The organism is Leifsonia sp. KNZ12-8B (assembly GCF_056755495.1).
The window spans coordinates 16,399-28,790 of sequence record NZ_JBPGXM010000017.1 but is presented as its reverse complement, the minus strand read 5'-3'; the positions used below and the strand labels follow the sequence as shown (position 1 = coordinate 28,790).

Sequence of the window (12,392 nt, the reverse complement as noted above, 5' to 3'; positions counted from 1 at the left end):
GAGAACCGTGAGTTTCACCGCGCCCATCACGCTGCCAGGACTCACCCTCGACCCCCAGTGGTACCGCCGCTCCGTCTTCTACGAGGTCATGGTCAGGTCCTTCGTCGACAGCAACGGCGACGGCTCCGGCGACATCGCCGGCCTCATCTCCAAACTGGACTACCTGCAGTGGCTCGGCATCGACGCGCTCTGGCTGCCGCCGTTCTTCCAGTCCCCGCTGCGCGACGGCGGCTACGACGTCTCCGACTTCACCGCGATCCTGCCGGAGTTCGGCACCATCGACGAGTTCCGCGAGCTGGTGACGAAGGCGCACGAGCGCAACATGCGCATCATCATCGACCTGCCGATGAACCACACCTCCGACCAGCACGAGTGGTTCCAGCAGTCCCGCGCCGACCCCGACGGCCCGTACGGCGACTTCTACGTCTGGAACGACACCGACGACAAGTGGCCCGACATCCGCATCATCTTCGTGGACACCGAGGACAGCAACTGGGCCTTCGACGAGGCCAGGAGGCAGTTCTACTTCCACCGCTTCTTCTCCCACCAGCCCGACCTCAACTTCGAGAACCCGGCCGTGCACCAGGCCATGTTCGACGTCGTGAAGTTCTGGCTCGACATGGGCGTCGACGGGTTCCGCCTCGACGCCATCCCCTACCTGTACGAGTCCGACGAGGGCAACGGCGAGGGCGAGCCCAAGACGCACGAGTTCATCAAGCGGCTCCGGGAGTGGGTCGACCGCGACTACCCCGGCCGCATCATGATCGCCGAGGCGAACCAGTGGCCCCGCGAGGTCGCGGCCTTCTTCGGCACCGACGACGAGCCCGAGTGCCACATGGCGTTCGACTTCCCGGTCATGCCGCGCATCTTCTACGCGCTGCGCTCGCAGCAGGCGAGCGAGCTCGTCCGGGTGCTGTCCGAGACCACCGACGTCCCGACCGGGGCGGCCTGGGGCGTCTTCCTGCGCAACCACGACGAGCTGACGCTCGAGATGGTGAGCGAGGAGTACCGGCAGGCGATGTACGGCTGGTACGCCTACGACCCGCGCATGCGCGCCAACATCGGCATCCGGCGGCGGCTCGCCCCGCTGCTCGACAACTCTCGCGCCGAGCTCGAGCTCGCCCACGCCCTGCTGTTCTCGCTCCCGGGCAGCCCGTTCCTGTACTACGGCGACGAGATCGGGATGGGCGACAACATCTGGCTGCCCGACCGCGACTCGTCCCGCACGCCCATGCAGTGGACGCCCGACCGCAACGCCGGCTTCTCCAGCGCCGACCCCGGCAAGCTGTTCCTGCCCATCGTCCAGTCGCTCGTGTACCACTACAACCAGGTCAACGTGGAGGCGCAGCTCGCGCAGTCCCGCTCGCTGCTGCACTGGATCCGCAACGTCATCCACGTGCGCAAGGCGCACCCCGTGTTCGGTCTCGGCAGCATCCGCGTGCTGCAGACCGATCACGAGTCCGTGCTCGCGTTCGTCCGCTCGTACGCGGGCAGCGGGTCGCACTTCGGCGACCAGCCGGAGGATGTGCTGTGCGTGTTCTCGTTCGCGCACAATCCCGTCTCGGTCACCCTGGAGGCGCCGGAGCTCGCCGGCCGCACGCTGTACGACCTGTTCGGCGGCGCCGAGTTCCCGACCGTGGCCGAGGACGGCCGCTTCACGCTCACGCTCGGCACGCAGAACTTCTACTGGCTGCACCTGGAGCCGCGCCGCGACTGAGCGCCACGGCCGGGTCGTGACCGCTCCTGTGGACGACCCGGCCCTCCACAACCGGCGCGTCGCTGCCGGGAGTGTCGGAGGCGCCTGCCTAGCCTGATGGCATGAGCTGGCACCACGAACTCGGCGTCTTCGATCTCGAGACCACCGGGATCGACGTGGAGACGGCCAGGATCGTCACCGCCCACGTCGGCCTGCTCGACGCCGACGGCGAGGTCGTCCACCGGCGCGACTGGCTGCTCGATCCCGGCGTCGAGATCCCGTCGGAGGCGACGGCGGTCCACGGCATCACGACGGCGCAGGCACGAGAGCTCGGCATGGACCCGGCGCGCGGCGTCGCCGCCATCGTCGCGCAGCTGCGCAGCCTGTTCGACCGCGGCATCCCCGTCGTCGCCTACAACGCCCCCTACGACTTCACCCTGCTCGACCGGGAGGCGCAGCGGCACGGCATCCCCCCGCTCGTCTCCCCCGGCCCCATCATCGACCCGCTCGTCATCGACAGGGCCGTCGACAAGTACCGCCGCGGCAAGCGCACCCTCACGGTCACGGCGACGCACTACGGCGTCAGCCTGCTGGAGGCGCACGACGCCGGCGCCGACGCGATCGCCGCCGGCCGCGTCGCCCAGGCGCTGGCCCGCATCCACGCGGACGTGCTCGCCGTGGAGGCCGCCGAGCTGCACCGCCGGCAGGTCGACTGGTGCAACGAGCAGGCCGCCGACTTCCAGGAGTACATGCGCCGCGTCCGCGACCCGGAGTTCACGACGTCGGGGGCCTGGCCGATCCGCTGAATTGAGGACTGACGCGCGCACGGGAGGCTCGCTACAGTTCGACGCATGAGCGACACGAACCCCGCAGCGCCGCCTCCGGACCCGGCGCCGCAGCAGCCGGCGGGCCAACCGTACGGGCAGCCTCAGCAGCAGTCTCCTCAGCAGCAGCCCGCGCAGCCCTCGTACGGCCAGCAGGACCCCTACGGCTACGCCCAGCAGCCCTACCCGCAGCAGCCGCGCTACAACACGATGGCGATCCTCGGCTTCGTGCTGTCGATCGTGGTGAGCGTGGTCGGCATCGTCCTCAGCTTCATCGCGCTGTCGCAGATCAAGCGCACCGGCGAGCAGGGCCGCGGCCTCGCGATCGCCGGCATCATCATCGGCTTCGCGCAGGTCCTGATCGGCCTCATCGTCGGGATCATCGTCTTCATCGCGTTCGGCGTCGCGGCGACGCAGTACCAGTACAACCCCTGAGGGACGACCGCCGCTGACAGCAGAAGGCCCCCGCTCCACCGGAGCGGGGGCCTTCTCGACGCGTGAGGCGCTGGGCCTTACTTGCCGAAGTTCTTGTAGCGCGAGTTGAACTTCTCGACGCGGCCGGCCGAGTCGAGGATGCGCTGCTTGCCGGTGTAGAACGGGTGCGACTCCGACGAGATCTCGACGTCGATCACCGGGTAGGTGTTGCCGTCCTCCCACTCGATCGTCTTCTCGCTGGAGACGGTCGAACGGGTGAGGAAGGTCGCACCCGAGGCCAGGTCGCGGAAAACCACCGGGGCGTAGGCGGGGTGGATGTCAGTCTTCATCAGGACTTCCTTGTTGCGTAGTGTTCGGTCGGTCGTGTCCGCGCTGAGCGCGTGGACGGGAAGCGTCACGGTCACGCCGGACACGACGGTTCGGGGACCAGCTATCGAGTTTAGCAGATCAGTCGGCGATCGCCTGACGCGCCCGCGCGCTGTAGCGGCCGTCGATCTCGGTGAGCTCGACATCGACGCCGAAGGTCTCGCTGAGGCTCTCGCTCGTGATGACCTCCTGCAGCGGCCCCTGCGCGGTGATGCGGCCCTCCTTGAGCAGCAGCGCGCGGTTGAAGCCGAGCGGGATCTCCTCCACGTGGTGGGTCACCATGACGATGGCGGGCGACTTCGGGTCGCTGGCGTAGCCGCCGAGCAGCTGCAGCAGCTCTTCGCGACCGCCGAGGTCGAGGCTCGCCGCCGGCTCGTCGAGCAGCAGCATCTCGGGGTCGGTCATCACCGAGCGGGCGATCTGCACGCGCTTCTGCTCGCCGTCCGAGAGGCTGCCGAAGGTGCGCTCGGCGAGGTGCTCGAGGTGCCACTCCGCGAGCACGCGGCGGGCGCGGCGCTCGTCGATGTCCTCGTAGAGCTCGTTCCAGCGGCCGGTGACGGCGTACGCGGCCGTCATCACGACGTCGACGACGCGCTCGGTGCGCGGGATGCGGCGGGCGAGAGCGCTGGAGGCGAAGCCCAGCAGCGGGCGCAGCTCGGCCAGGTCGCTCTTGCCGACCGTCTCGCCCAGCACCGTGGCCTCGCCGGAGGTCGGGTGGAGGGACGCCGCGGCCACCTGCAGCAGCGTCGTCTTGCCCGCGCCGTTCGGCCCCAGGATGACCCAGCGCTCGTCCGGCTCCACCGCCCAGTCGGCTCCCTGGAGGACGGGGTTGCCGTCCCGAGTCACGGACACGTCACGAAGTCGGAGAACGCTGCTGGCCATGGCCTCTAGCCTACCCACGCGCGGCGCAGGAGATGACGCCGACGAGCCCGCGGACCGCCGTCAGGTCAGCGACCGGTAGATGTCCTTTGTCTGCTCGGCGATCGTCGCCCAGCTGAACGACGTCTCGGCCCGCTCGCGCCCCGCCGCGCCCATCCGCGCCGCCTGCGCCGGGTCGCTCACGACCTCGGTCAGCGCCGCGGCCAGGTCGCGCACGAACGCCTCCGGGTCCGTGGGGGTGCCCGTGCCGTCCTGCAGCTGCTGGATGGGGACGAGCCGGCCGGTCACGCCGTCCACGATGACCTCGGGGATGCCGCCCGTCGCGGTGCCGACGACCGGCAGGCCGCACGCCATGGCCTCCAGGTTCACGATCCCGAGCGGCTCGTAGATCGACGGGCAGACGAAGACGGTGGAGGCCGTGAGCACGGCCCGCAGCTCGTCGTTCGGCAGCAGCCGGTCGATCCAGACGACGCCGTCGCGCTCGGCCTGCAGCCCTTCCACCAGCGCGGTCACCTCGGCGAGGATCTCGGGCGTGTCCGGCGCGCCGGCGCACAGGATCAGCTGGACCTCCGGCGGCAGGAGGCGCGCGGCACGCAGCAGGTACGGCAGCCCCTTCTGCCGGGTGATGCGGCCGACGAACACGACGGCGGGCCGGCTCGGGTCGACGCCGAGCGAGCGTGCGAGCTCCTCGTCGTGGTTCGGCTGCCAGCGCTCCAGGTCGATGCCGTTGTAGACGGTGACGACCTTCGCCGGGTCGAGCGAGGGGTAGGAGGTCAGGATGTCGCGGCGCATGCCGTCGCTCACGGCGATGACCGTGTCGGCCGCCTCGAACGCGGTCTTCTCCGCCCAGCTGGAGACGCGGTAGCCGCCGCCGAGCTGCTCGGCCTTCCACGGGCGCAGCGGCTCCAGGCTGTGCGCGGTCACCACGTGCGGAACGCCGTGCAGCAGCTTCGCCAGGTGGCCGCCCGCATTCGCGTACCAGGTGTGCGAGTGGACGACGTCCGCTCCCCCGCAGTCCTGCGCCATCTGCAGGTCGACGCCGAGCGTCGTGATCGCGCCGTTCGCGCCCAGCAGCTCAGCCGGTATGCGATAGGCGAACGTGTCCGCCTCCTCCCGCGGCTCGCCGAAGCAGCGCACGCGCACCTCGGTGTCGGCCCGCAGGGCACGGACGAGTTCGGTGACGTGGACCCCGGCCCCGCCGTAGATGTCCGGCGGGTACTCCCGGGTCAGAAGATCGACGCGCATGTCGAGAACGCTAGTACAGCCCCCCACTTGCCTCTACTGTGGTGCTCATGGCAGCAGGCAGGAAGATCTTCGGCATCGTACTAGCGGGCGGGGAGGGCAAGAGGCTGATGCCGTTGACAGCCGACCGGGCGAAGCCGGCGGTCCCCTTCGGCGGCCAGTACCGCCTCATCGATTTCGCGCTGTCCAACCTGATCAACTCCCAGCTGCGCCAGATCGTCGTGCTCACCCAGTACAAGTCGCACAGCCTCGACCGGCACGTGTCGCAGACCTGGCGCCTCGACGGCATCACGAACTCGTACATCGCCTCCGTGCCCGCCCAGCAGCGGCTCGGCAAGCGCTGGTTCAGCGGATCGGCGGACGCCATCCTGCAGAGCCTCAACCTCCTCCGCGACGAGAAGCCCGACATCGTCGTCGTGGTCGGCGCCGACCACGTGTACCGGATGGACTTCGGCCAGATGATCCAGGCGCACATCGACTCGGGAGCCCCGGCGACGGTCGCCGCCATCCGGCAGCCGATCTCGCTGGCCGACCAGTTCGGCGTCATCGAGGTGGACGCCGCGCGGCCCGACCGCATCGCGGCCTTCCGCGAGAAGCCGAGCGACCCGGTCGGCCTGCCGGACTCCCCCGAGGAGGTGCTCGCCTCGATGGGCAACTACGTGTTCGACGCGGATGCGCTCATCGACGCGGTGATCCGCGACGGCGACCGCCCGGACTCCAACCACGACATGGGCGGCGACATCATCCCCGACTTCGTCTCGCGCGACGAGGCCGCGGTCTACGACTTCAACAACAACGACGTGCCGGGCTCCACCGACCGCGACCGCTACTACTGGCGCGACGTCGGGACGATCGACTCGTTCTTCGAGGCGCACCAGGACCTCATCTCGACCCTGCCGATCTTCAACCTCTACAACGACCAGTGGCCGATCTTCTCGCAGGTGGTCAACTCCCCGCCCGCGAAGATCGTGCGCGACGGCCGCGGAGCGCTCGGGACGACGATCGACTCGATCGTCTCGCTCGGCTCCGTGATCTCGGGGGCGCACCTCGAGCGCAGCGTGCTCGGGCCGTGGGCCAAGGTCGACTCGGGGGCGAAGGTCATCGACTCTGTCGTCTTCGACCGCGCGGTCATCGGGCCGAACGCGTTCGTCGGCCGGGCCATCCTCGACAAGGAGGTGGTGGTCGCCGAGGGCGCCCGCATCGGCGTCGACCCCGCCCGCGACCGCGCCCGCGGCTTCACCGTCACCGACTCCGGCATCACCGTGGTCGGCAAGGGAGTCCACGTCGTTCCATGACGACCGCAGAGCACAACAGAAGAAGCGCCCGCTGGCTCGTCGTCCTCGACGCCGACTCGACCCTCATCCACGACGAGGTGATCGAGCTGCTCGCCGAGGAGGCCGGCTCGCGCACCGAGGTCGCCGCCATCACGGAGCGCGCGATGCGCGGCGAGCTCGACTTCGAGCAGAGCCTGCGCGAGCGCGTCCGCACGCTCGAAGGGCTCCCGGTGGAGGTGTTCGCCCGCGTGGGCGAGCGCATCCGCGTCACCGACGGTGTCCCTGAGCTGGTGGCGGGCGTGCAGGCGGCGGGCGGGCGCATCGGCGTGGTCTCGGGAGGCTTCCACGAGATCCTCGACCCGCTCGGCGAGCGGCTGGGCCTCGACCACTGGCGCGCCAACCGCCTGGAGGTCCGCGACGGCGTGCTCACCGGCGACGTGGAGGGCCCGGTGGTCGACGCCGCCGCCAAGGCGCAGGCCCTGCTGTTCTGGGCCGCCGACGCCGGTGTGCACCTCTCGCAGACCGTCGCCATCGGCGACGGCGCCAACGACCTTCGCATGATGGCGGAGGCCGGCCTCTCCATCGCCTTCAACGCCAAGCCGAAGGTGCGCCAGGAGGCCGACCTCGTGATCGACCGGCAGGACCTCGCGCAGGTGCTCCCGCTGCTCGGCCTGCGCGGCTGACCGACGCCCGCGGCCCGCGGGCGTCGTGCCCTAGTGCCCCATCCCGAGGCCGCCGTCGACCGGGATGACCGCGCCCGAGATGTACCCGGCGTCGTCGCCCGCGATCCACGTGACGACCTTCGCGACCTCGTTGGGAGACGCGAACCGGCCGGCGGGGATGTTGCGCTTGTACTCCGCCTGCTGCGCCTCGGGCAGCTCAGCGGTCATGTCGGTCTCGATGAAGCCGGGGGCGACGACGTTGGCGGTGATCCCGCGGCCGCCGAGCTCGCGCGTGATCGAGCGGGCCATGCCGACGAGGCCGGACTTGCTGGCGGCGTAGTTCACCTGCCCGGCCGAGCCGTAGAGGCCGACCACGCTCGAGATGAGCACGATGCGGCCGAACCGCGCCTTCAGCATGCCCTTGGAGGCGCGCTTGATCACCCGGAAGGAGCCGCCCAGGTTGGTGTCGACGACGGCGTCGAAGTCGTCGTCCGACATGCGCATGAGAAGCGTGTCGCGGGTGATGCCCGCGTTGGCGACCACGACCTCCACCGCACCGAGCTTCTCCTCCACCTCGGTGAAGGCGGCGTCCACGCTCGCGGCGTCCGTCACGTCGGCACGCACGGTGAGCGAGCCCTCAGGGCCTTCGCCCGAGCGGGCGGTGACCGCGACGCGGTGCCCCTGCGCGACGAACTCCTGAGCGATCGCGTAGCCGATGCCGCGGTTGCCGCCGGTGACGAGCACGGTGCGGGGTGTGGTCATGGGTATTCCTTCCGAATCGAAACGGCTACCAGTCTATGGACGTACCCTGGAGTCAACGCATATGAAGAACACACGCCCGTCGCTCACGAGCCTCCCCCTGTCCCCCGACGAGGAGCGCCGACGCCGAGTCATCAAGTACTCGGTCGCCATGGGCATCCGTGTGGTCTGCCTGATCGTCGCGGTCATCGTGCCGGGCTGGTGGGCGGCGGTCCCGCTGATCGGGGCGATCTTCCTGCCGTACTTCGCCGTCGTCATCGCCAACGTCGGCGCCGACCCGCGTCGAGAAGAAGTCCAGCGTCCTGGCAATATCCTGCCTATGAGCCCCCCGCCCGTGCAGGGGCCGTCAGCAGCGCAGACCCCTCCCCCTCCGGGTGCGGGCGACGACCGGCAGGAGGAGCGGTGATCGGACTCGGCGGCGAACCGGAGCCCCTCACCTGCTCGCGCGCCGGCTGCCGCGAACGGGCGGCGTGGCGGCTGGAGTGGCGCAATCCGCGCATCCACACGGCCGACCGGGTGAAGGTGTGGCTCGCGTGCGACGAGCACGTGGACTACCTGCGCGAGTTCCTGGCCGCGCGCGACTTCCCGCTGTCCGTGGTCGCGATCGGCGAGAGGACGACGGCGTGAGCGCGCGCGACGGCTGGCGGTTCGCGTTCTCGCGGCGCTGGCTCGGCTACCTGGCGTTCGCGATCGCGTTCGCCATCGCGTGCGGGTTCCTCTCCAACTGGCAGCTGGCCAGGAGCAAGGAGGCCGCGGCGGCGAACCACCTCATCTCGGCCAACTTCGACTCCATGCCGGTCCCGCTCACGCAGGAGCTGCCGACGCTCACCTCCTACTCCCCGAAGCAGGAGTGGCGGCGCGTCGAGATCACGGGCACCTACGAGCGCGACAAGGAGCTGCTCGCACGCAACCGGCCCTTCAACGGCAGCCCCGGCTTCGAGGTGCTGACGCCGCTGCGCACGGCGGACGGCGCGCTGTTCATCGTCGACCGCGGCTGGGTTCCGACGGGCAACGACACCGACGCGCCGGATGCGGTGCCGGCCGCGCCCGCCGGAACGGTCACGGTCGTCGCGCGGCTCAAGGCGAGCGAGCCGGCCATCCAGGGCCGCACGGCCACCGGTGATCAGGTGGGCACCATCCAGCTCTCGGTCGTGAAGCAGAAGCTCGGCGACGCGGACGTGTACACCGGCGCGTACGGCCTGCTCGACTCGCAGACGCCGTCCCCGGCCGAGGCGCCGACCCCGACCGTGACGTCGCCGCCCACGCAGGACGAGGGGCTGCACTGGTCGTACATGATCCAGTGGATCATCTTCGCGCTGATCGGCTTCTTCGGTCTCGGCTACGCGCTGCGCACCGAGTACCGCCGGCGCAACTCCGACGACCCGGCCGAGCGCGAGCGCGCCGCCGAGCGGGAGCGGCGCCGCGCCCGCAAGCGCACCGACGCCGACATCGAGGACGAGCTGCTCGACGCCACCCGCTGAGCGCGGGCGCACGCGGGGTGCTATGGTCTTCCCGATCGTGTTCCGACTCCAGGAGGTGAGACCCATGTACGCATCGACAGTGGGCGCTCCCCCCGAGCCCACGATCGCGCGGCCGAGGTAGTCGCCGCCGGGAGCGCCGTTCAGCGACATCGCGAAAGGCGACTCCCATGAACCCTTCTTCTTCTTCTTCTTCTGCTGCTGCTCCCACTCGTGAGCGCGCCCTCGTCCTCGGCGGCGGCGGCTCCACCGGCAACGCCTGGCTGATCGGCGTGGTCGCCGGCCTGCACGCGGCCGGACTCGACGTCACCGCGCCGGACCTCGCCGTCGGCACCTCGGCCGGCTCGACCGCGGCGGCGCAGCTCGCCTCGTCCCGGCCCGACGAGCTGTACGAGGCCGCGCTCACGCCCCTCCCTGTACGGAAGCCGGGTGGAGGCGCCCTCTCCCGCCCGGCCGCCGGCGGGCTCCAACGGCTGACCGCCCTCATCGCGGAGTCGGCCGACGCGGCCGACTACCGGCGGCGGCTGTGCGCTTCCGCCCTCGCTGCGGATGCGGAGTCGGACGGCACCTGGTCGGAGCGCTGGCGCGCCATCGTCGCCCAGCGGCTCCCCGGCGCCCGCTGGCCGGAGCGCGCGATCGCGATCACGGGCGTCGACGCGCGCACCGGGGAGGGCGTCGTGTTCGACCGCGACAGCGGCATCGACCTGGTGGATGCCGTGGCTGCGAGCTGCTCCAGCGGCCTCCCCTTCCGGATCGGCGACAAGCGCTACCTCGACGGCGGCTTCCGCTCGAACGCCGAGAACGCGGACCTCGCCACCGGGTACGCCCGCGTGCTCGTGCTGTCGCCCTTCGGCGGCCGGTCGCTCGCACCGGCGTCCTGGGGCGTGCACCTCGCGGCGCAGGTGGACGCCCTCCGGGCGAGCGGAAGCACCGTGGAGACGATCTTCCCGGAGTCGGAGGACCTGTTCGGCGAGAACGCGATGGACGTCACCCTGCGCCCGGCCGCCGCCCGCGCGGGCTGCGCCGTCGGCCGGGCCCGCGCAACAGCGCTCGCCCCCTTCTGGCGCTAGCCCCCGCCCTAGCCGCCAGCCGCCGAGCACAGGAAAAATGTCGCGTTCAGGCGCATTCCGCGACAAAAACCCTGTGCTCGGCGGCTACTAGGCCAGGGAGATGAGCTCCAGGTAGTCCTTGTTCCAGTGGTCCTCGACGCCGTCGGGGAGGATGAGGACGCGCTCGGGGTTCAGCGCCTCCACCGCGCCCTCGTCGTGGCTGACCAGCACGACCGCGCCCTCGTAGTGCGCGAGCGCGTCGAGGATCTCGTCGCGGCTCGCCGGGTCGAGGTTGTTGGTCGGCTCGTCGAGCAGCAGCACGTTCGCGCCCGAGACGACGATCATCGCGAGGGCGAGCCGCGTCTTCTCACCACCGGAGAGCACGCCGGCGGGCTTGTGGGCATCGTCCCCAGTGAAGAGGAAGGAGCCGAGCACCTTGCGCGCCTCGGTTTCGGTCAGGTTCGGCGAGGACGACACCATGTTCTGCAGCACGGTGCGATCGACGTCGATGGTCTCGTGCTCCTGGGCGTAGTAGCCGATGCGGAGACCGTGACCGGGCTCCACCTGACCGGTGTCCGGCCGGTCCACCCCGGCGAGCATCCGGAGCAGCGTGGTCTTGCCTGCGCCGTTCAGCCCGAGCACGACCACCTTCGAGCCGCGATCGATCGCGAGGTCCACCGCGGTGAAGATCTCGAGCGAGCCGTAGCTCTTGGAGAGGTCGGAGGCCTGGAGGGGCGTCCGCCCGCACGGCGCGGGGGTCGGGAAGCGCAGCTTGGCCACCCGGTCGGCCTGGCGCACGTCGTCCAGCCCGGCGAGCAGCTTCTCGGCGCGCGCGACCATCTGGTGCGCGGCCGCCGCCTTCGTGGCCTTGGCGCCGAACTTCGCCGCCTGGAGCTGCAGGGCGCTCGCCTTCTTCTCGGCGTTGGCGCGCTCCTTCTTGCGGCGCTCCTCGTCGGCGGCGCGCTGGCGCTGGTAGTTCTTCCAGCCCATGTTGTAGATGTCGATCACCTGGCGGTTGGCGTCGAGGTAGAAGACGCGGTTGACCGTCTCCCCCACCAGGTCCACGTCGTGCGAGATCACGATGAAGCCGCCGGTGTAGCTCTTGAGGAAGTCGCGCAGCCACACGATCGAGTCGGCGTCGAGGTGGTTGGTCGGCTCGTCGAGGATCATCGTACGGGCGTCCGAGAAGAGGATGCGCGCGAGCTCGATGCGGCGGCGCTGACCGCCCGAGAGCGTCTTCAGCGGCTGGTCGAGGATGCGGTCCGGGAGGTTGAGGTTCGACGCGATGGAGGCCGCCTCGGCCTCGGCCGCGTAACCGCCGTGGAGGTGGAACTGCTCCTCCAGCCGGCCGTACTTCTTCATCGCCGCGGCCGAGACGGCGGGGTCGTCGCTGGCCATGTCCATCGTCGCCTGCTGCATCCCGAGCACGATGGAGCCGAGGCCTCTGGCGTCGAGGATGCGCGTGCGGGCGAGGTCGTCGAGGTTCCCGGAGCGCGGGTCCTGCGGCAGGTACCCCAGCTCTCCGCTGCGCTCGACCTTGCCGGCGGTCGGCAGCAGGTCGCCGGCGAGCACCTTCGTCAGCGTGGTCTTGCCGGCGCCGTTGCGGCCGACGAGCCCGATCTTGTCGCCGGCGGCCACGCGGAAGCTGACGTCCTCCATCAGCAGGCGGGCGCCGACGCGCAGTTCGAGGTCGTGCACGGCGAGCACAGTGGTATCCGTTCTTCAGTC

Annotated in this window: 14 protein-coding genes; 9 read left to right on the top strand and 5 right to left on the bottom strand. The window is 70.4% G+C overall.

The window, feature by feature from the left end; all coding sequences use genetic code 11:
- Positions 1-7: 7 nt before the first annotated feature.
- The 3 genes from treS (at position 8) to ACR9ZG_RS04630 (ending at position 2,955) form a co-directional block, all read left to right on the top strand.
- Positions 8-1,717: a maltose alpha-D-glucosyltransferase gene (treS, locus tag ACR9ZG_RS04640; RefSeq protein ID WP_481283652.1), complete on the top strand. Its 1,710-nt coding sequence runs from the start codon at positions 8-10 to the stop codon at positions 1,715-1,717.
- Between the two features lie 101 nt (positions 1,718-1,818).
- On the top strand, positions 1,819-2,502 hold the full coding sequence (locus ACR9ZG_RS04635) for an exonuclease domain-containing protein (protein ID WP_481283651.1): 684 nt from the start codon (positions 1,819-1,821) through the stop codon (positions 2,500-2,502).
- A 45-nt stretch (positions 2,503-2,547) separates the two neighbouring features.
- The gene (locus ACR9ZG_RS04630) at positions 2,548-2,955 is read left to right on the top strand and encodes a DUF4190 domain-containing protein (RefSeq protein ID WP_481283650.1); all 408 of its coding nucleotides are present in this window, start codon (positions 2,548-2,550) and stop codon (positions 2,953-2,955) included.
- A gap of 77 nt (positions 2,956-3,032) precedes the next feature.
- Here ACR9ZG_RS04630 and ACR9ZG_RS04625 read toward each other — a convergent pair whose 3' ends face one another.
- The 3 genes from ACR9ZG_RS04625 to glgA all read right to left on the bottom strand — a co-directional run bounded on the left by ACR9ZG_RS04625 (position 3,033) and on the right by glgA (position 5,445).
- Positions 3,033-3,284 (bottom strand): type B 50S ribosomal protein L31, encoded by a 252-nt coding sequence (locus ACR9ZG_RS04625; protein WP_301208435.1) that lies wholly within the window; start codon positions 3,282-3,284, stop codon positions 3,033-3,035.
- A 118-nt stretch (positions 3,285-3,402) separates the two neighbouring features.
- Positions 3,403-4,203, bottom strand: coding sequence for an ABC transporter ATP-binding protein (locus tag ACR9ZG_RS04620; RefSeq protein ID WP_481283649.1), 801 nt, complete (start codon positions 4,201-4,203; stop codon positions 3,403-3,405).
- 60 nt (positions 4,204-4,263) lie between these two features.
- Positions 4,264-5,445: a glycogen synthase gene (gene glgA / locus ACR9ZG_RS04615; protein WP_481283648.1), complete on the bottom strand. Its 1,182-nt coding sequence runs from the start codon at positions 5,443-5,445 to the stop codon at positions 4,264-4,266.
- 47 nt (positions 5,446-5,492) lie between these two features.
- Between glgA and glgC the strand changes: the two genes are divergently transcribed.
- Together glgC and serB are read left to right on the top strand one after the other, a co-directional pair.
- Entirely contained in the window at positions 5,493-6,737 is a 1,245-nt protein-coding gene (gene glgC / locus ACR9ZG_RS04610) for a glucose-1-phosphate adenylyltransferase (RefSeq protein WP_481283647.1), read from the top strand.
- Positions 6,734-7,399 (top strand): phosphoserine phosphatase SerB, encoded by a 666-nt coding sequence (gene serB, locus ACR9ZG_RS04605; RefSeq protein ID WP_481283646.1) that lies wholly within the window; start codon positions 6,734-6,736, stop codon positions 7,397-7,399. Before glgC ends, serB begins: the two co-directional genes overlap by 4 nt.
- Positions 7,400-7,429: 30 nt before the next feature.
- On the opposite strand, the gene fabG is transcribed toward serB, so the two are convergent.
- Positions 7,430-8,140: a 3-oxoacyl-ACP reductase FabG gene (gene fabG, locus ACR9ZG_RS04600; protein ID WP_481283645.1), complete on the bottom strand. Its 711-nt coding sequence runs from the start codon at positions 8,138-8,140 to the stop codon at positions 7,430-7,432.
- 61 nt (positions 8,141-8,201) lie between these two features.
- Between fabG and ACR9ZG_RS04595 the strand changes: the two genes are divergently transcribed.
- From ACR9ZG_RS04595 to ACR9ZG_RS04580, 4 genes are all read left to right on the top strand, one after another.
- Positions 8,202-8,543, top strand: coding sequence for a DUF3099 domain-containing protein (locus ACR9ZG_RS04595; RefSeq protein WP_481283644.1), 342 nt, complete (start codon positions 8,202-8,204; stop codon positions 8,541-8,543).
- Positions 8,540-8,764 (top strand): hypothetical protein, encoded by a 225-nt coding sequence (locus ACR9ZG_RS04590; RefSeq protein ID WP_481283643.1) that lies wholly within the window; start codon positions 8,540-8,542, stop codon positions 8,762-8,764. Before ACR9ZG_RS04595 ends, ACR9ZG_RS04590 begins: the two co-directional genes overlap by 4 nt.
- The gene (locus ACR9ZG_RS04585; protein ID WP_481283642.1) at positions 8,761-9,618 is read left to right on the top strand and encodes an SURF1 family cytochrome oxidase biogenesis protein; all 858 of its coding nucleotides are present in this window, start codon (positions 8,761-8,763) and stop codon (positions 9,616-9,618) included. Before ACR9ZG_RS04590 ends, ACR9ZG_RS04585 begins: the two co-directional genes overlap by 4 nt.
- A gap of 167 nt (positions 9,619-9,785) precedes the next feature.
- Complete coding sequence (locus ACR9ZG_RS04580; protein WP_481283641.1) at positions 9,786-10,685, top strand: patatin-like phospholipase family protein; 900 nt, start codon at positions 9,786-9,788, stop codon at positions 10,683-10,685.
- A gap of 87 nt (positions 10,686-10,772) precedes the next feature.
- Here ACR9ZG_RS04580 and ACR9ZG_RS04575 read toward each other — a convergent pair whose 3' ends face one another.
- A complete protein-coding gene (locus ACR9ZG_RS04575) occupies positions 10,773-12,371 on the bottom strand; it encodes an ABC-F family ATP-binding cassette domain-containing protein (RefSeq protein ID WP_481283640.1) in 1,599 nt (532 codons plus the stop codon).
- Positions 12,372-12,392 lie beyond the last annotated feature (21 nt).